At 49.5% G+C, this 17,549-nt stretch carries 18 protein-coding genes and 13 tRNA genes; 26 read left to right on the plus strand and 5 right to left on the minus strand.

Features of this window, described 5'->3' with window-relative positions:
* Nucleotides 1–62 precede the first annotated feature (62 nt).
* The 13 genes from EGV91_RS08575 (at nucleotide 63) to EGV91_RS08635 (ending at nucleotide 1,411) form a co-directional block, all read left to right on the plus strand.
* A tRNA-Pro gene (locus EGV91_RS08575) sits at nucleotides 63–139 on the plus strand.
* A gap of 6 nt (nucleotides 140–145) precedes the next feature.
* Nucleotides 146–221, plus strand: a tRNA-Ala gene (locus EGV91_RS08580).
* 20 nt (nucleotides 222–241) lie between these two features.
* A tRNA-Met gene (locus EGV91_RS08585) sits at nucleotides 242–315 on the plus strand.
* Between the two features lie 8 nt (nucleotides 316–323).
* A tRNA-Ile gene (locus EGV91_RS08590) sits at nucleotides 324–400 on the plus strand.
* Between the two features lie 16 nt (nucleotides 401–416).
* Nucleotides 417–509, plus strand: a tRNA-Ser gene (locus EGV91_RS08595).
* A 223-nt stretch (nucleotides 510–732) separates the two neighbouring features.
* A tRNA-Met gene (locus EGV91_RS08600) sits at nucleotides 733–809 on the plus strand.
* Nucleotides 810–812: 3 nt separating this feature from the next.
* Nucleotides 813–888: transfer RNA gene (locus EGV91_RS08605), tRNA-Asp, on the plus strand.
* A 19-nt stretch (nucleotides 889–907) separates the two neighbouring features.
* Nucleotides 908–983: transfer RNA gene (locus tag EGV91_RS08610), tRNA-Phe, on the plus strand.
* A 5-nt stretch (nucleotides 984–988) separates the two neighbouring features.
* Nucleotides 989–1,062 (plus strand) — tRNA-Gly (locus EGV91_RS08615).
* An 18-nt stretch (nucleotides 1,063–1,080) separates the two neighbouring features.
* A tRNA-Ile gene (locus EGV91_RS08620) sits at nucleotides 1,081–1,157 on the plus strand.
* A 6-nt stretch (nucleotides 1,158–1,163) separates the two neighbouring features.
* Nucleotides 1,164–1,238, plus strand: a tRNA-Asn gene (locus tag EGV91_RS08625).
* Nucleotides 1,239–1,242: 4 nt separating this feature from the next.
* Nucleotides 1,243–1,333 (plus strand) — tRNA-Ser (locus EGV91_RS08630).
* Nucleotides 1,334–1,339: 6 nt separating this feature from the next.
* A tRNA-Glu gene (locus tag EGV91_RS08635) sits at nucleotides 1,340–1,411 on the plus strand.
* 161 nt (nucleotides 1,412–1,572) lie between these two features.
* On the opposite strand, the gene EGV91_RS08640 is transcribed toward EGV91_RS08635, so the two are convergent.
* A complete protein-coding gene (locus EGV91_RS08640; protein ID WP_135502677.1) occupies nucleotides 1,573–2,427 on the minus strand; it encodes a DMT family transporter in 855 nt (284 codons plus the stop codon).
* Nucleotides 2,428–2,542: 115 nt separating this feature from the next.
* Nucleotides 2,543–3,457: a 1,4-dihydroxy-2-naphthoate polyprenyltransferase gene (locus tag EGV91_RS08645; protein WP_135502679.1), complete on the minus strand. Its 915-nt coding sequence runs from the start codon at nucleotides 3,455–3,457 to the stop codon at nucleotides 2,543–2,545.
* A 172-nt stretch (nucleotides 3,458–3,629) separates the two neighbouring features.
* Here EGV91_RS08645 and EGV91_RS08650 point away from each other — a divergent pair, with 172 nt between their 5' ends.
* From EGV91_RS08650 to EGV91_RS08690, 10 genes are all read left to right on the plus strand, one after another.
* Entirely contained in the window at nucleotides 3,630–5,021 is a 1,392-nt protein-coding gene (locus EGV91_RS08650) for an isochorismate synthase (RefSeq protein WP_135502706.1), read from the plus strand.
* On the plus strand, nucleotides 5,008–6,705 hold the full coding sequence (gene menD, locus EGV91_RS08655; protein WP_135502681.1) for a 2-succinyl-5-enolpyruvyl-6-hydroxy-3-cyclohexene-1-carboxylic-acid synthase: 1,698 nt from the start codon (nucleotides 5,008–5,010) through the stop codon (nucleotides 6,703–6,705). The genes EGV91_RS08650 and menD overlap by 14 nt, the downstream gene beginning before the upstream one ends.
* Complete coding sequence (gene menH / locus EGV91_RS08660) at nucleotides 6,705–7,532, plus strand: 2-succinyl-6-hydroxy-2,4-cyclohexadiene-1-carboxylate synthase (protein ID WP_135502683.1); 828 nt, start codon at nucleotides 6,705–6,707, stop codon at nucleotides 7,530–7,532. Before menD ends, menH begins: the two co-directional genes overlap by 1 nt.
* Entirely contained in the window at nucleotides 7,529–8,347 is an 819-nt protein-coding gene (gene menB, locus EGV91_RS08665) for a 1,4-dihydroxy-2-naphthoyl-CoA synthase (RefSeq protein WP_135502685.1), read from the plus strand. Before menH ends, menB begins: the two co-directional genes overlap by 4 nt.
* 62 nt (nucleotides 8,348–8,409) lie before the next feature.
* Complete coding sequence (locus EGV91_RS08670) at nucleotides 8,410–9,843, plus strand: o-succinylbenzoate--CoA ligase (RefSeq protein WP_135502687.1); 1,434 nt, start codon at nucleotides 8,410–8,412, stop codon at nucleotides 9,841–9,843.
* Nucleotides 9,834–10,283: an enolase-like domain-containing protein gene (locus EGV91_RS17390; RefSeq protein ID WP_241666149.1), complete on the plus strand. Its 450-nt coding sequence runs from the start codon at nucleotides 9,834–9,836 to the stop codon at nucleotides 10,281–10,283. The genes EGV91_RS08670 and EGV91_RS17390 overlap by 10 nt, the downstream gene beginning before the upstream one ends.
* Nucleotides 10,205–10,921: an o-succinylbenzoate synthase gene (gene menC, locus EGV91_RS08675; protein ID WP_241666150.1), complete on the plus strand. Its 717-nt coding sequence runs from the start codon at nucleotides 10,205–10,207 to the stop codon at nucleotides 10,919–10,921. Before EGV91_RS17390 ends, menC begins: the two co-directional genes overlap by 79 nt.
* Before the next feature lie 11 nt (nucleotides 10,922–10,932).
* Entirely contained in the window at nucleotides 10,933–11,268 is a 336-nt protein-coding gene (locus tag EGV91_RS08680; RefSeq protein ID WP_135502689.1) for a hypothetical protein, read from the plus strand.
* Nucleotides 11,265–11,690 carry a nucleoside 2-deoxyribosyltransferase gene (locus EGV91_RS08685; protein WP_135502691.1) on the plus strand — a complete coding sequence of 142 codons (426 nt, stop codon included), beginning with the start codon at nucleotides 11,265–11,267 and terminating at the stop codon, nucleotides 11,688–11,690. The genes EGV91_RS08680 and EGV91_RS08685 overlap by 4 nt, the downstream gene beginning before the upstream one ends.
* A 32-nt stretch (nucleotides 11,691–11,722) precedes the next feature.
* Nucleotides 11,723–12,385, plus strand: a complete 663-nt coding sequence (locus EGV91_RS08690) for an MOSC domain-containing protein (RefSeq protein WP_135502693.1) — start codon at nucleotides 11,723–11,725, stop codon at nucleotides 12,383–12,385.
* Nucleotides 12,386–12,420: 35 nt separating this feature from the next.
* Here the strand turns inward: EGV91_RS08690 and EGV91_RS08695 are convergent, their stop codons facing one another.
* Entirely contained in the window at nucleotides 12,421–13,464 is a 1,044-nt protein-coding gene (locus tag EGV91_RS08695) for a metal ABC transporter solute-binding protein, Zn/Mn family (protein ID WP_135502695.1), read from the minus strand.
* 88 nt (nucleotides 13,465–13,552) lie between these two features.
* The gene (gene yidD / locus EGV91_RS08700) at nucleotides 13,553–13,783 is read right to left on the minus strand and encodes a membrane protein insertion efficiency factor YidD (RefSeq protein ID WP_135502697.1); all 231 of its coding nucleotides are present in this window, start codon (nucleotides 13,781–13,783) and stop codon (nucleotides 13,553–13,555) included.
* A 106-nt stretch (nucleotides 13,784–13,889) separates the two neighbouring features.
* Here yidD and EGV91_RS08705 point away from each other — a divergent pair, with 106 nt between their 5' ends.
* From EGV91_RS08705 to EGV91_RS08715, 3 genes are all read left to right on the plus strand, one after another.
* On the plus strand, nucleotides 13,890–14,336 hold the full coding sequence (locus EGV91_RS08705; protein ID WP_135502698.1) for a Dps family protein: 447 nt from the start codon (nucleotides 13,890–13,892) through the stop codon (nucleotides 14,334–14,336).
* Between the two features lie 69 nt (nucleotides 14,337–14,405).
* Complete coding sequence (locus EGV91_RS08710) at nucleotides 14,406–14,864, plus strand: NUDIX domain-containing protein (protein WP_135502700.1); 459 nt, start codon at nucleotides 14,406–14,408, stop codon at nucleotides 14,862–14,864.
* Nucleotides 14,842–15,630, plus strand: a complete 789-nt coding sequence (locus EGV91_RS08715; RefSeq protein WP_175580287.1) for an alpha/beta hydrolase family protein — start codon at nucleotides 14,842–14,844, stop codon at nucleotides 15,628–15,630. Before EGV91_RS08710 ends, EGV91_RS08715 begins: the two co-directional genes overlap by 23 nt.
* Nucleotides 15,631–15,693: 63 nt before the next feature.
* Here EGV91_RS08715 and pckA read toward each other — a convergent pair whose 3' ends face one another.
* The gene (gene pckA, locus EGV91_RS08720) at nucleotides 15,694–17,283 is read right to left on the minus strand and encodes a phosphoenolpyruvate carboxykinase (ATP) (RefSeq protein ID WP_135502704.1); all 1,590 of its coding nucleotides are present in this window, start codon (nucleotides 17,281–17,283) and stop codon (nucleotides 15,694–15,696) included.
* Between the last annotated feature and the right edge of the window lie 266 nt (nucleotides 17,284–17,549).

The following is a 17,549-nucleotide window of genomic DNA, read 5'->3' on the forward strand; positions in this document are numbered from 1 at the left end:
CAAGCGGTTAGAGGTTCGAGTCCTCTCGGGCGCGCCATATTTTTTACACTCAGCATTTAACTCGGGAAGTAGCTCAGCTTGGTAGAGCACTTGGTTTGGGACCAAGGGGTCGCAGGTTCGAATCCTGTCTTCCCGACCACTTCATGGGGCCTTAGCTCAGCTGGGAGAGCGCCTGCCTTGCACGCAGGAGGTCAGCGGTTCGATCCCGCTAGGCTCCACCAACTATATAAATAAAGATCCTGGCGGCGTAGCTCAGCTGGCTAGAGCGTACGGTTCATACCCGTAAGGTCGGGGGTTCGATCCCCTCTGCCGCCACTTTTTTAGGACCTTTAGCTCAGTTGGTTAGAGCAGACGGCTCATAACCGTCCGGTCGCAGGTTCGAGTCCTGCAAGGTCCACCATTAACATTATTATCACGGAGGAATACCCAAGTTTGGCTGAAGGGATCGGTCTTGAAAACCGACAGGGGAGTCAAATCCCGCGGGGGTTCGAATCCCTCTTCCTCCTCCATCTTTTAAAAATGTGTGGACTATCTTTTTTAAAACTTCTATATAATAGAAGGAACTGAAATTTTTAAATGCAGCATGTTTCAAAATGTAACACTATATTATTGTCGCGGGGTGGAGCAACAAACCGTACGAAGACGGCGAAGTAACACCGAAGCAGCCGAAGGCGATGCAGGTGTCCATGAAGCAACAAGCGTAAGAGAAGCAAAGAACTACTATATTATTGTCGCGGGGTGGAGCAGTTCGGTAGCTCGTTGGGCTCATAACCCAAAGGTCGCAGGTTCAAATCCTGCCCCCGCAACCAAATGGTCCCGTGGTGTAGCGGTTAACATGCCTGCCTGTCACGCAGGAGATCGCCGGTTCGATCCCGGTCGGGACCGCCATTTTTATCTTAATACATGTGGGTCAGTAGCTCAGTTGGTAGAGCATTAGATTGAAGCTCTAAGTGTCGGCGGTTCGATTCCGTCCTGACCCACCATGTTCGCGGGTGTAGTTTAGTGGTAAAACCTCAGCCTTCCAAGCTGATGATGAGAGTTCGATTCTCTTCACCCGCTCCATTTTTTATTCATACATATGGGCCTATAGCTCAGCTGGTTAGAGCGCACGCCTGATAAGCGTGAGGTCGATGGTTCGAGTCCATTTAGGCCCACCATACCATTCCGAAGTAGCTCAGTGGTAGAGCACCGCACTGTTAATGCGATGGTCGTAGGTTCGAGTCCTACCTTCGGAGCCATACTGGGGAAGTACTCAAGTGGCTGAAGAGGCGCCCCTGCTAAGGGTGTAGGTCGGGAAACCGGCGCGAGGGTTCAAATCCCTCCTTCTCCGCCAGTAATTGGCCCCTTGGTCAAGCGGTTAAGACACCGCCCTTTCACGGCGGTAACACGGGTTCGAATCCCGTAGGGGTCATCGCAAAAAGAGTTCTGCATTTCGATGCAGAACTCTTTTTTTGTACAATTTTTTAATTGTGGAAAACTAAATGAACTGGAAAGCCCGGCTGCCAAAAGTTCCTGGCGAGCCGGGCTTATTATTAGGGGACAGGAACAGGCTGCTTTTCGTTAACGGCCAGACTATGAACGATCATCCCAATCTTCGCCGGCGAGGGCAAAAAGGACTTCTAATGATTGTGTGGCTTCTACAGCAGCCAGTTTTTTCATGTCTTTTCGTACCAAGTCTGTTGCTTGGAAAAATAGAACAGTCGCGATCACACCAGAGCAAACGGCAACTATCAAGGTTTGAACCATTTGTGAAGCATTCGGCAATCCTTCAGTAGCTAAGCCAAATCCCGATAAAAGCAGCCAAAAGGGAAGGCTTGCTATGGTCATGCCAAGGACCCGCTGATAAGCATCCAAACGCCCCTCGCACAGCGCCATCATTTTTCGGTTGCCAAGCGGATAGGCGAACGATGCCAGCAGGACAGGGAAGAATCCCATAATAAAAGTTTGGATAGAGATGCCTTGAGCATGTTCGAACTGCATCAAAAGCACACCGAGCAGAATAATGGAAGAGAGAGCCAGCCCCTTATAAGGAATCTGTTCTTTTATTCGCAGTGGGCCGTTTGCGGTTTGGACTGTCGTATAAAACAAGGGGACCAGCAGGGAACCCGAGATGATGGTGATCTGCCAGGATCCTGCAATGAGCCAGCCGGGTGAATAAGCTGCAGCGTAGCAGAGCGGGGCATAAAATAGGCCAAAACCGACAAAACTCCATAGGAGCCAGGACAATGGATTTTTTCTCATTTCGAGAATGAGCCCTTTTAAGTTCTTCCGCAAGGCAACAATCACCAGCAGAAAAGGAACCATAAAGAAATACCGCAGCGATGCGCTCCAAATCCAATGGCCGCCGCTTGCTTCCATGCTGGCGTTCAAAACAAATGTAAATGCGAAAAAGAATGCGGCACAAATTCCGATGGCAATCGGTTTCATAGAATATCTCCTCCGTATGTATAATGAAGCGGTCTTGAAATAACATTAAATATACCGCGTCCGAAAATAGCGGTCAATGAAAAAAAGGCTTCTGCTGGAAACAGAAGCCTTTTATCTATGCCAATAAATAATGGATAAGCAAACTACAGCCAAGCAAAAACGCGAATAGCGTGTTGATGATGCCGGTCGCTTTCATCGCAGGCATGACTTGAAGCGGTTCGTGGAAACGCTTGAAGGTTTTTACGACGCCGATCGCTTTTGGGGCACTTAAGAAAACGAGCAAAGACCAGAAAGTCAAATCTGCAAAAAGGACCAATGCCAGGATCCACAAATAGGACAAGAGGAAAAATGCTGCAAGGATCGTAACGGCTTTCTTTCTGCCAATGAGGATGGCAAGGGTTTTGCGTCCGCTGGCAGCATCCCCGACAATGTCACGGATGTTATTTGTCAGCATGATGGCTGCTACAAGCAATGTGCTTGGAATTGCCAGCATGGCAGCTTCTGCTGTGACGGTAGCCGTTTGGATATAGAAGGCGATGATCACGATCAGGAAGCCCATCACGACGCCGGAAAACAATTCGCCGAAAGGGGTGTAAGCAATCGGGTAGGGGCCGCCTGTGTAAAGGTAGCCGATCGCCATTGCGGCACCGCCGACTGCAAGGAGCCACCAGCTGGTCTGCGCACAAATCCAGATGCCAATTACTGCTGCGATCGCGTAAAGGATGAGCGCCAATGTCAAAACGGTTTTCGGTGTAACGCCGTTGCGTACAATCGCCCCGCCAATGCCGACTGAATTTTCGTTGTCGAGTCCGCGGGCAAAATCGTAGTATTCATTGAACATATTGGTTGCTGCCTGGATTAAGAGGCTTGCAATCAGCATAGCCCAGAACAACGGCCAGTCGATCGTGGTGTGATTCAGGGCGATCATGGTTCCTAAGAAAACGGGGGCGAAAGCGGCGGTCAATGTATGTGGGCGGGTCAGCTGCCACCATACACGCCAGCCGCTGTCCGCTTGAATGGAATGTGTCATTTCGTACATCTCCTTTAATTCTTTCCAATATATATTGTACCTTCAATTTCAAGGGAAATACAGCAAATGGTGTGCTGATTTCAACAGAAAGGGGTATGATAGAGGGTAGAGATTAAAAAGTGAAACAGGCTGGGCAGGATATGCACAGCTATAGAAAAACGGAGGGAATATGATGAATCCACAACAGTATTCATCGGCCGGCAAGTTGAAAGACACACGCTATATGGCGTATCAATTTTTTACAGAAACGATCGAAGTATCCCGAATGTCCGCATTGGCCTTTTTTGAAGCGGGTGAAGGACTGTTCAAAGGCAAGCGGATGTTTTGGCAGAATCGCGAAAAGACGTTTACATTGGTCGGCCTCGGGCATGCGCATGTCATGTCAACGCCGAATAGCCATGGGCGGTTCGAAGAGGTGAAACGCGAATGGCAGAGCTTGTGCCGGCAAATTGTCAACGAAGAGCATGAGGTACAGCCAATTTTATTTGGCGGATTTTCCTTTGACCCTTTAAATAATACACAAAGCGTCTGGACGAATTTCCCTCAGGCTTATTTTGCGGTCCCGACTTTCCAGCTGACGATCCAGGACGACCGTGCTTATGTCAGCATCCACCTGATTACGAAAGATGATCATTCATTCAATGAATTCGATGCGCTGCGCAAAGAGCGGGATCGGCTGATCCACTCGGCACAAGTGTCCGAACTGAAAAGATATGGCAAACCGGTGGCCGTCAAATTGACGGAAATCAAAAAAGAGCGTTATTTGGAGTCGATCGGCCAGGTGACGGAAATCATCAAGGCGAAGCAAGCGGAAAAAGTGGTGATTGCACGCGCCTTGAAACTGCAATACGATAAACCGTTGTCTCCGGCTGCGGCCCTGTACCAGATATCGGAAGAACAGCCGGAAAGCTTTTTATTCGGCATGGAAGCACAAAATCAGTTTTTCTTTGGCGCAAGCCCTGAACGGCTGGTGAAAGTCAAAGACCGCCAAGCGCTATCGACATGCTTGGCAGGATCGATTCCCCGCGGCAAAACGGCTGAGCAAGACGCCAAATTGGGCGAGGAATTGCTTCAGGACAAGAAAAACCGTTCTGAACATCAATATGTTGTTAAAATGATCAGTAAAGTATTCAATGAGCACAGTACGAACATCATCGTGCCAAAAATGCCGAAATTGATGAAAATCCGTGATATCCAGCATTTGTATACACCGGTGGAAGGTGAATTGGCGCAAGGCTCTACGCTGCTCGATTTGGTGAAGGACCTGCATCCGACGCCCGCGCTTGGCGGGGAACCGAAGCAGGAAGCGATGAGCTTGATCCGCCAGTATGAAACGATGAACCGCGGCTTTTATGCAGCCCCCATCGGCTGGATCGACGCAAAAGGGAACGGCGAATTCGCAGTAGCCATCCGCTCGGCCTTATTAAGTGGAAAAGAAGCATATTTATACGCGGGCGGCGGAATTGTCGAAGATTCCAGCCCAGAATCGGAATACGCAGAAACATGGGTTAAATTCAGACCGATGCTCCGTGCGCTTGGAGGCCAATTAAGTGACGAATCGTAAATTGTTGACTGAATATGTATCTGCATTTACCCATTCCCTCGTTTTTTCAGGAGTGTCGGATGCAGTCATCAGCCCGGGTTCCAGATCGACCCCGCTCGCTTATGCCTGCATGAAACAAGAAGGGCTTGCCGTCCATCGCCAAATAGATGAGCGGTCTGCTGGCTATTACGCTTTGGGATTGGCAAAAGCATCCGGCAAACCGGTCATGTTGCTTTGCACATCCGGGACAGCGGCTGCCAATTTCTTCCCCGCAATTGTGGAGGCGTATTACGCACGAGTGCCGCTGCTTGTTGTGACGGCCGACCGCCCGCATGAATTGCGGGAAGTGGGTGCGCCACAGGCCATCAACCAGATCAACCTTTTTGGTGCACATGTGAAGTGGTCAGCGGATTTGCCGATGCCAGAAGAAGACAACCGGCTCGATTTCCTGTCACGCCATCTTCACCGCTCTGTCGCATCAGCGAAAACGGAACCGAAAGGGCCGGTGCATTTGAATGTGCCATTCCGTGAACCGCTGCGCATCGATTTTGAACAAAGCTATGAAAGCAAAGGCGAAGTTATGCACTTCGTTGGCGAGTCGGCATTGAGCGCGCAAGCTGAAGGTTTCTTATTGGAGACGCTCGAATTAGAGCGGGGCTTGTTAGTGGTTGGGGAAATGCCTGAACCATTGCCGGCTGTATTCTGGGACTTTGCGGAGAAATTGCAATGGCCGATTCTGGCAGATCCGCTCTCGAACTTACGCGCGAATACGGCAAAACAGCATCAACATCTGATTATCGACTCTTACGATGCGTTGCTGAAAAACGAGTCTTTCAAATCGGCGATTCAACCTGAGGCAGTCATTAGAATAGGGCCTCAGCCGGTATCGAAGCCGCTGACGGCATTCCTGGCAGCTGTAAAACCGAAAATTTACGCCGTGATGGACGAAAGCCCGATGATGCGGGATGCCCAATCGGTCGTCACCCATCATCTCCAAGCTTCTGCAAAAAACTTATGGCAGCTGCCGCTCGGCCAACAAAAGGAATCGGCTTACCTGGCAGAATGGCAGAAAGGCTCAATGCTTTTTTGGCAGCTGGCGGATGAGCATTGTGAAACTGAGCTGGATGAAGGCGTCTTGGCTAAGGCATTTTTTGGAGAGCTGGACAAATGCAACCTCGTGATTGGCAGCAGTATGCCGATCCGTGACGTTGACACGTATTTCCGCACAACCGACAAGGACATCCTGATGTACGCAAACCGCGGAGCCAATGGCATCGACGGGGTCGTCTCGACGGCATTCGGTGTGCAGGCGGCGAATAAACGCCATACCTATCTGTACATCGGCGATTTGTCGTTCCTGCACGACATGAACGGCCTGATTGCCTCCCGCTTGCAGGAGACGGATATGACAATCGTGGTCATGAACAACGACGGCGGCGGAATTTTCTCCTATTTGCCGCAATCGGAAGAAGAGCGTTATTTTGAAGCGCTGTTCGGAACTCCCACAGGACTGAAATTTGAAGATGCGGCGCGCATGTACGACACGGAATATGCAGCGGTGGAAACGAAGCAGCAGCTAATTGATGCCCTGCGCACAGAAAAACACAAATCAGTTAAAATAATCGAGGTATTTACAGACCGTGCCAACAATACGAAGACCCACAGGAAATTATGGAATCGGCTGAATGAGGAGCTGGGGAAATAATGAAAGAGCACATTGAAGGCGCCGAATATCATGTGGAAATCCTGAATAGCGGCCAAAGCCGTACGATAGTTTTTCTGCACGGCTTTACTGGCAGCACCGCATCGTGGGAAGGAATTTCGGCAGCATTGCCCGATTACCGGATTGTGCTGATTGATTTGCTGGGCCATGGCAAGACGGAAAGCCCGGCTCAATCATCTCGCTATGCCATGGAACTGCAGGTCCGGGATTTGAAAAAGCTGCTCGATAAATTGGGCATCACAGATTACGCGCTGGCGGGTTATTCAATGGGCGGCCGCACAGCACTGGCTTTCGCGGCTGCTTACCCTGAAGAAGTGCGTCTATTGATTTTGGAAAGTGCGTCGCCGGGCTTGAAAACCACAGCGGAACAGTTGGAACGCCAGCGGCGCGATGAAAAGCTGGCGGAGCGGATTCTGGCTGATGGCATCTTCGAGTTTGTTGAGTTCTGGGAAAAGATTCCGTTATTCGACAGCCAAAAAAACTTGTCGGACAAGGTCAAGGAACGGATTCGGCACGAACGGATTGCGCAGAAGCCGCTTGGTCTGGCAAATAGCTTGATTGGCATGGGAACAGGAGCGCAGGCTTCTTATTGGGAAGGGCTGAACAGGCTGGACATGCCGGTTTTATTAGTCGCGGGAACCTTGGATTTGAAATTCATGGAGATTGCGAAGCGGATGTCGGAGAGCCTGCCGAAAGCCACATTTTGTGCAATTGAAGCGGGCCATGCAATTCATGTGGAAAAACCGGCGGAGTTTGCTACAATAGTAAGGGAGTATTTAAGTTCTAACTACCAAGGAGGAAAATCATGACACGCGAATGGGTTACAGCACGTACATATGAAGACATTAAGTATGAAACGCATAATGGCATTGCCAAAATCACCATCAACCGTCCGGAGGTGCGCAATGCGTTCCGCCCGAAAACGGTACACGAATTGATCGATGCATTTTCACGCGCACGCGACGATTCCAAAGTAGGCGTCATCGTCCTGACAGGCGAAGGCGAAAAAGCATTCTGCTCAGGCGGAGACCAAAGTGTCCGTGGACACGGCGGCTACGTCGGGGAAGATGAGATTCCACGTTTGAACGTTTTGGATCTTCAGCGCTTGATCCGCGTTATCCCGAAACCGGTCGTAGCAATGGTCGCTGGCTACGCAATCGGCGGCGGGCACGTCCTGCACGTTGTCTGCGATTTGACGATTGCGGCTGACAATGCACGTTTCGGCCAAACAGGCCCGCGCGTCGGTTCGTTCGACGCCGGCTACGGTTCAGGCTATTTGGCACGCATCATCGGCCATAAGAAAGCCCGCGAAATCTGGTACTTGTGCCGCCAATACGATGCACAGGAAGCGCTTGATATGGGCTTGGTCAACACGGTCGTGCCTTTGGAGCAGCTGGAAGACGAGACGGTGAAATGGTGTGAAGAAATGCTCGAAATGAGCCCGACGGCATTGCGTTTCGTGAAAGCGGCAATGAATGCGGATACGGACGGCTTAGCTGGGCTTCAGCAAATGGCTGGAGACGCAACTCTATTGTATTACACAACGGATGAAGCAAAAGAAGGCCGCGATGCGTTCAAAGAAAAACGCAAACCGGATTTCGGCCAATTCCCGCGTTTCCCGTGATTTTGAATAATTGAAAGCTGTCCTCCCGGGGACAGCTTTTTTTAAAAGAAAGGATTTTTCCTATGATGTATCCGAATTGGCTGTCCCAGCGTGCTTACCTGAATGGCAACCGCATGGCGCTGTCGTTTGAAGACCAGCAATGGACATTTGCGGAACTAAATGGCATTGCACTGGAATACGCCGGCAAGCTGGCAGCAGCAGGCGTCACGAAAAACAGCCGGGTGGCATTCCTATCGAAATCGCATCCCGAGTTTGTCATGCTGATGTATGCCTGCATGCACGCCGGCTGTGAAATGGTCATGCTCAACGAACGCTTGTCAAAAGTGGAATTGGCTTATCAGCTCGATGATTCAAAAGCGGATTTGGTGCTTGTTGATGATGCGCTGAAAGATAAAATAGACAGTCCGCTCGAAATGCTGTTCAGCGAGTTGCAGAAGATAGAAGGGATTGCTTTCACACCGGAAGCCGAATGGAATCCGGAACGCACGATCTCCATCATGTACACGTCCGGCACGACCGGCAGCCCGAAAGGCGTCAGGCAAACAGCGGAAAACCATTTTTCCAGCTCCGTATCGTCTGCTTTGAATATCGGCATCGCGCCTGACGACGTCTGGCTGTGCACGGTGCCGCTATTCCATATCAGCGGATTCTCGATTTTGATGCGTTCGCTCGTTTACGGAATGGGCGTCCGTCTGCATCCGAAATTCGACGCCGAACAATGCGCCTATGAACTCCAAAGCGGCCTTGTCACGCATATGTCGGTGGTCGGCGTGACGCTGGAGCGCATCTTGTCGACCTTGAAAGAGTTGGACCTGGAAGTGTCTCCACGCTTTAAAGTGATGCTCGCGGGCGGCGGGCCGATTCCGCCGAATTACATCCACCGTGCGGGAAGCTATGGCATGTCGGTGCTTCAAACCTATGGCATGACAGAAACTTCGTCGCAGACGACAACTTTGCAGCCGGATGATGCAGACCGCAAAGTCGGTTCTTCCGGCAAGCCGCTGTTTCTTTACCAAGTGCGGATTGAAGGTTCGCAGAATCCTGGAGATATCGGCGAAATCCATATCCGCGGACCGCAGGTAACCCCGGGCTATATCGGCAAATTCGCCGGCAGGGAAGTTCAGCAGGACGGCTGGCTGCATACCGGCGACATGGGCTATCTGGACGATGAAGGATTTTTGTACGTCGTTGATCGGCGTTCGGACCTCATTGTGTCGGGCGGCGAAAACATCTACCCGGCTGAAATCGAGAAAGTGCTGCTTGAGCATCCGTCTGTGCGTGAAGCTGGAGTATGCGGCACGCAGCATGACCAATGGGGAGAAGTGCCGGTGGCATTTGTCGTATTGCAGGACGATGTGGAGAAACAGGAACTGGTGGAATTTTGCCAGACGCGGCTCGCTTCATACAAGGTGCCGAAATGGATCCGCAAAGTCGATTCATTGCCGCGCAATGCCTCGAACAAGCTGTTGCGAAGAGAGTTGAAAACATGGGATTGACGATTAGCGCAATTGAGCTGAAGCGGATCAACGAACCCTTGAAACAGGCATTTAAAACATCCTTGCAGACGGTCACGGAGCGGGAAAGCCTGATCATAAAAGTGGTTTCTGATGAGGGGTTGGAAGGGTTCGGCGAATGCATCGCGTTTTCAACTCCGTGGTACACCGAAGAAACCGTTACCAGCTGCCGTTTTGTCATCGAGCACGTGCTGGTCCCGCTTTTATTAGATAAAACCTTGGAAAACCCGTCGCAGGTGGATGAGGTGTTTAAGGCAGTCAAAGGCAACCGCATGGCGAAGGCGGCAGTCGAGACAGCCGTATGGGATTTGTTCGCGAAAAACGTGGGATGCCGCTCTGGCAAATGCTCGGCGGTAAGGATGCACCGGTGCCGGCAGGGGTCGTTGTTGCAGCGGATGAAGAGAAAATCAGCGATGGGGTAGCGGCAGCTTTTTCTGCAGGCTACAGCCGGGTGAAAATCAAAATTACGCCAGACAGCAATATCGGACTTTTAAAAGAAATCATCGCCCGGTATCCGGATATGCTGTTTTTTGCGGATGCCAACGGCGCATTTTCGGAAGCTTCCTGGGAGCGGCTGATTGCGTTCGACGGTGCAGGCTTTACGCTGATCGAGCAGCCTTTTGCTGAACAACAATGGAAGCTTCATGCCCGCGCCAAACGGGACATGAAAACAGCTATCTGCCTTGATGAAAGCATCGGCAGTTTGGCAGATGCCGAACGGGCAATCGCCGAAGAGGCTGCGGATATTCTGGTCTTGAAAATGGGCAGGCTCGGCGGCTGGAGCGAGACGCTGAAAGTGGTTGAGCTGTGCCGTGAACATTCCATTGGCATGTGGGTCGGCGGCATGATCGAGTTCGGAGTATCGAAAGCCCATAATCTGGCGCTGGCTTCCTTGCCGGGGATTACGCTTCCCGGCGATTTTTCCGCGTCACGCCATTTCTGGGAGCGGGATATCATTGCACCTGAAATCAGGATAGAAAATGGCAAAGTCGCACTGAGCAAAGATGCCGGCATCGGCTACTGCGTTGATTGGCAAAGAGAAGAGGGAGCTTCATGGTAAGGGGAGTTATCATGTTAATGGCAGTGACATACTTGCTGGTCCAGGATTATTTCCCGCAATTGCCGGGATTTGCAGCAGGCAAGTGGATTGCCGTTGCTGTCATTGCCGTTCTTTTCCTTTCGAGCGGATTTACGGCTAAAAAAGGCAAAGATGAAAAATCGCAGGCAATATGGATGCTCGGCTCCACTTTTGATCTGTTAGCTCTGTTAGTCATGCTGCCGCTGCTTGGCGGAAAATCCTCTATGGGGATATCCCTCAGCAACCCAATCATTTGGCTGCTGCTGGCAATTACAGCGGTGCAGATACACATTAAAATGCCAAAAAAGAAAAAGGGGGCAGGCTCATGAAGTTTTACATAGCATCAAGTTTTGCAAACCAGGAAATGGTGAAACAACTTAGCCGGAAGCTGATTAATCAGGGTCATGCGCAGACCTACGATTGGACGATAAACAGCAAAGCTGAAAATGCGGAGGCCCTTGCTGCAATCGGACAGCTTGAAAAAGCCGCTGTGCTTGAAGCTGATGTATTCTTTATCTTGCTGCCTGCAGGCAAAGGGAGCCATATCGAGCTAGGAATGGCTCTGGCAGCTGGGAAAAAAGTGTATTTGTTTTCCGAAGAGGCGGACGTCTATGATTTTTCGGCAACGACTACGTTCTATCATATGCCGGAAGTGGAGCGGGTGATTGGCACACTGGATGACCTGATGAAATTTGTAGCTGAAAAGCTTGGCAGCGGGCGGTTGGCTGGCCAAACCGCTATGCTAAAATGAAGCAAAGAGAATCCGAAGAAGGGGGCTTGGCGATGAAGAGCAACGCAACAGCAGAAATCAAGTATTTTGCAATCGGCTTGCCGGAAAAGCTTTCGTACGGAGAAGGCAAGGAGATGCTGACAGCTATCTGCAAAAAGCCGGTCCAGCAAGCCTTTTTAACGAAAGAAGGCTTTGAGGGAGATGGTGTAGCGGACAAGAAGCACCACGGCGGCCCGGATCGCGCTGTCTGCATTTATCCTTTCGAACATTATGCACGCTGGGAAAAGGAATTCGGCTTTGAGCTGCCGCCAGCTTCGTTCGGAGAAAATCTGACGCTGACCCATATGCTCGAAGAAGATATACATATCGGAGATGTTTTGCGCATCGGAGAAGCGGTCGTCCAAGTGACGCAAGGCCGTGTGCCATGCAACACCATCGACCGCCGCCTCGAGATGGCTCCTTTCCTGAAAGCAATGGTCAAGACCGGTTATACCGGCTATCTTTGCCGTGTGCTGGAAGAAGGGATGGTCGCATCGGGTGACCGTGCAGAGCTGATCGAAAGGGATTCGAAAGGGGTTTCGGTCTTATATGCAAACACCGTGAATTTCCATCAGCCGAAAAACGCCGAAGCGATTCGCCAAGTGCTGGAAAGCCAAGCGCTTGCTGCAGAATGGCGGGATTGGCTGACGAAACGCTTGGAAAAATTGACGACATAGAAAAGCACCGCGAATCGGATTCGCGGTGCTTTTCTTTATTTTAATATCGTTTCAAGCGTTTGAAGATTTTTTTCCATCAAGGTGAAATACGTTTCTTCGTTGTCGATGTTTTCTTGGGTCAGTACACCTAAATTGTGCATTTCCACAGCTTCTGCTCCTACTTCTTTTTTAATGACTTCCGTCAGATTGGAAGAAACATTCTGCTCAAAAACGATGTGTTGAATCTTTTTCTCTTTTGCCATGTCGACAATTTCCGTCAATTCCTTCTGTGAAGGTTCGTCTTGGCTGTTCAAACCGGCAACTGCAATCTGTTCAAATCCGTATGGCTCGGAAATGTAGCCGAATGCCGAATGCGAAACGAAGAAGGTCTTGTTGTTGACGCGTTCAGACAATGCAACAAACGATTCGTCAAGCTCTTCCAATTCCGTAACCAATGTGTCGTAATTGTTTTCGTAGTCTTCTGCATGGTCCGGGTCTTGTTCAACCAATGATTCTTTGATCGATTCCGCCAATCTTTGGCTCAAGACAGGGGACATCCAAACATGTGGGTCGGTTGCGCCATGATCATGGCCTTCGTGTCCATCTTCTTCTGCCGCTGCTTCATCCTCATGTGCATCTTCTTCATGCCCGTCTTCTTCGTGAGTGTCTTCTGCATGGGCGTCTTCTTCATGTCCATCTTCTTCATGCGGAGCAGCGGCAGCCTCCAATTCCTCATCGGAAATAGCATCAGAAGCTGCTACGAATTGGACCTTTTCATTTTTCAATGTATCTTTCGCTTTGCCGATAAAGCCTTCCAAGCCAAGCCCAACATAGAACATCAAGTCAGCTTCTGCCAATTTGATCATATCCTGCTGCGTTGGTTCGAAACTGTGTTCGTTCGCTCCGGCTGGGTAGACCGATTTTACTTCGACGTGCTCAGCGCCGATCCGTTCGGTAAAATATGTGAGCGGATAAACAGTTGTATAAATCTGGACTTTCGATTCGTCTGCCTGTCCGTTTTGTGTTTGTTCATCGCCGGAAGGAGTCCCGCAAGCTGCTAATAATAAAGCCGATGATAAGATTGCCAATAATTTTTTCATAATTTATCCTCCAAAATGTAATGATTACGTTTTAACTACTTATCGAATAATACAGCATATCTTTTTAAAACACAAGAAAAACCACCAATCATTTTTTTGGTGGCCATTCTTCTGGTACAAAATCGATGCCGCCTTTATGGAACGGGTGGCAGCTTAAAATTCGGCGGACGGCGAGATAGCCGCCTTTCCATGCGCCATGCTTCTCAACGGCTTCAATTCCGTAATGGGAGCACGTCGGATAAAAACGGCAGCTTGGCGGCGACAAAGGGGAGATGAACCGCTGGTAAAAGCGGAAAAACTTTAATAGGAATGTCTTCAATTTGATTCATCTTCTTTCAGGGTAAGGGTCTGTATGTTTATTGTAAGCAGGGCAGAGGTATAAATAAAGTATAAGAGCTTATTAAAATTTAAGGAGAGTGGGCAGTATGTCTAAAGAGATAAACCAGGAAATGAATGTACAGGTGGCAACATGGTCGGTCCTGTATACGAAATTACATAATTTTCATTGGTATGTGAAAGGCCCGTCATTTTTCACGCTGCACGTGAAGTTCGAGGAATTATACAACGAAGCGACATTGCATATGGATGAAATCGCGGAACGCTTATTGGCGCTTGGCGGCAAACCGGTTGCGACAATGAAAGAACAATTGGATCTGTCGGTCGTAAAAGAAGCGACATCAAAGGAAACGGCTGAACAAATGGTCGATACAGTCGTGAAAGATTATAATAAAGTCATGAAATCCCTGAAAAAAGGAATGGAATTGGCTGCTGAAGACGGCGACGACATGACCGAAGATATGTTCAACGCCATCCATCAAAATCTTGAAAAGCATTCTTGGATGTTATCTGCTTTTCTTGGCGAAAAGAAGTAAAATAGAATGACTGGAGCGTGTGCTGAACGTCAGTGCACGCTTTTTCTTTTTGAGCCAAGGAGTGAGTGGATGAAATACATAGACTTGAACGGCATCGAATGCGAGCTTTCATTTGAAAAAGGATCATTTCCTGCGCCTTGCAGGCACGTATTGGTTGTTTGCAAATTCGGCGGACAATGGGTGCTGACGAAGCATAAAGAAAGAGGGCTTGAGTTCCCGGGAGGCAAAGCGGAGCCCGGCGAAAGTTTACAACAGGCGGCAATAAGGGAAGTATACGAGGAAACGGGTACTGTTGTTGCGGAACTGGAATGGTTCGCGGAATATCGGGTCAACACGGAGCAGCCTTTCTGCAAGACGGTCTTTATAGCGAAAGCCTTGCGGGTCGAAGAAATCAGCTTGATGGAAACCACAGGCATCGTGCTGAAAGGCAAGTTGGAACCGGATAACAGCTATAGTTTTTTGATGAGGGACGACGGCATGAAAGCAATTATGAAGAAGGTGGAGCATCTTGGAAAATGGAGCGATTAAATCGAAAAAAATATATCCGTCGCCGAATCCGCATGTGCGGCTGACGGAAATCAGCTATTGGTCAGACGGCTTGCTTGTTAAAGGTCTGCTGGCGGAACCGAAAAAAAAAGGCGATTATAGCGGCATCCTTTACCTGCGCGGAGGCATCCAGTCCATCGGCATGGTACGGCCGGCGCGCATTGCACAATTCGCCGCGCAGGGATTTGTCGTGTTTGCACCGTATTACCGTGGAAACCGGGGCGGGCAAGGGCGCGACGAATTTGCCGGCGCGGATCGCTGGGACGCGGTTTATGCGGTGGATGTACTGAAGCAATTTTGCACAGAGGCAGTCCATGTCCTGGCCTTCTCGCGCGGAGGGATCATGGCGCTGTGGACAGCTGTTCTCCGGCAGGACATCACATCCGTAGTCACCTGGGCAGGCGTCACAGATACCGTTTTGACGTATAAAGAACGGCCAGACATGCGGCGGATGATGAAGCGGCTATACGGGGGCACACCGAATACGGCATTGGCGGCGTACGAGGAAAGAAATCCGTTGATGCGCTTGAACGAGGCGCAAGCACCGTTTCTGATCATCCATGGGCTGAAAGATGAAAACGTGTTCCCAGCACAGGCATTTTTGTTGGAAGAGGCATTGATCCTAAACAGCCAAAAGCACGAAACCTGGTATTTTCCGGAATACACACATTTCTTCCCGCCAGCCGTGAACCGCAAAACGGCAAGGGCGTTGACCGAATGGATGAAGCGCCAGGAGTTGGATAAATAAAATCGCAAGTTAAAAAAGGCGAAAAAAAGAAGCTATCCGCGATGGATAGCTTCTTTTTGCTTGTTAGTTTTTAATCGGTCCGCCTTGTTCACTGATGTCAGTGGAGACAGTGCCAAACTTTTTGAAGTTCGCTTCGAATTCTTGTGCAAGCTCTTTTGCTTTCTGATCGTAAGCCGCTTTGTCAGCCCATGCATTGCGCGGGTTCAATACTTCAGTCGGAACACCTGGCACTTCTTTCGGAATTTGCAAGCCGAATACAGCTTCCTGTTCCGTTTCGATGTTGTGGAGTTCGCCTTTGATCGCTGCGCGTACCATTGTGCGTGTGTAAGACAATTTCATACGGCTACCGACGCCGTATACGCCGCCAGTCCAGCCCGTGTTCACTAAGAACACTTCAGATCCATGCTCATCGATTTTGTCGCCAAGCATTTCAGCATAGACAGTCGCGTGCAATGGAAGGAACGGTGACCCGAAGCACGTAGAGAATGTCGCTTCCGGAGAAGTGACGCCGCGCTCAGTGCCTGCAAGCTTTGAAGTGTAGCCGCTTAGGAAGTGGTACATCGCCTGCTCTTTTGTCAATTTGCTGATTGGAGGCAATACGCCGAAAGCGTCCGCAGTCAAAAAGACGATCGTTTTCGGATGTCCTGCCACTGAAGGGAAGACGATGTTTTTGATTGCATGAATCGGATATGCTGCACGTGTGTTTTCTGTTAATGAACCATCAGCGTAATCCGGGATGCGTGTTTCTTCATCCACTACTACGTTTTCAAGTACAGAACCGAACGTGATTGCGTCATAAATTTGCGGCTCGTGTTCGCGCGTCAAGTTGATCGTTTTCGCATAGCATCCGCCTTCGATGTTGAAGACGCCGTTATCGGACCAGCCATGCTCGTCGTCGCCGATCAATTTGCGGTTTTCGTCTGCAGATAGCGTTGTTTTGCCTGTTCCGGACAAACCGAAGAACAATGTAACATCGCCTTCTTCACCGACATTCGCTGAGCAATGCATAGGAAGGATGCCTTGTTCAGGAAGCAAGTAGTTCATGATCGAGAAGATCGCTTTTTTCATTTCACCGGCATATTCAGTTCCGCCGATCAAGATGATTTTTTGCTCCATCGATACGATGATGAAGGTTTCAGAATCCGTGCCATCCACAGCAGGATCTGCGTGGAAAGTCGGTGCATAGACAACAGTGAATTGCGCTTCGTGGCTTGCCAATTCCTCTTTTGTCGGACGGATGAACAATTGATGGGCGAATAGGTTATGCCAAGCGTATTCGTTGATGGTCTGAATGGCTAGGCGTGATTCAGGATCAGCGCCGGCATAGCCTTTGAATACGTACAGCTCATCTTTTTGCTTCATGTGGTCCAGCACTTTAGCGTACAGGTTTTCGAAAACTTCAGATGAAATCGGGCGGTTTACAGAACCCCAGTCAATTTTATCTTTAGAAATAGGCTCATCTACGATATATTTATCTTTAGGGGAGCGGCCAGTGTATTTGCCGGTTTCAGCTTTTACTGCGCCATCTTTCGTTAAAACAGCTTCTCCACGGGATGTGGCTGCTTCGATTAATTGTGGAACTGATAATTGCACGCGTATATTTTGGCCATTTAAAAGATCCTTTAAATTGCTTGAGAAGTTTACTGGATTCATTTATATGTACCTTCCTTTTCGGTTATTCCCATAGCCATGGGGAGCTTGTATATTTCGTAGATTAGTATAACACATTATAGTCATTAGTCTATACTAATAACCCAAAGACATGAAAAAGTAACATTTATTTGGCATTAATCGGTTCACCGTGTGGATCAATAAAATTTTGCCCTGCTATTTAGCTAAAAACGTTGACATCACTATGTACATTCCGTATGATGAAAAATTGTACGGATACTCTTATTCCGAGCTGGTGGAGGGGACAG

The sequence above is a fragment of the Planococcus koreensis genome (assembly GCF_004761975.1).
In the GTDB taxonomy this organism is placed as follows: Bacteria; Bacillota; Bacilli; order Bacillales_A; family Planococcaceae; genus Planococcus; species Planococcus koreensis.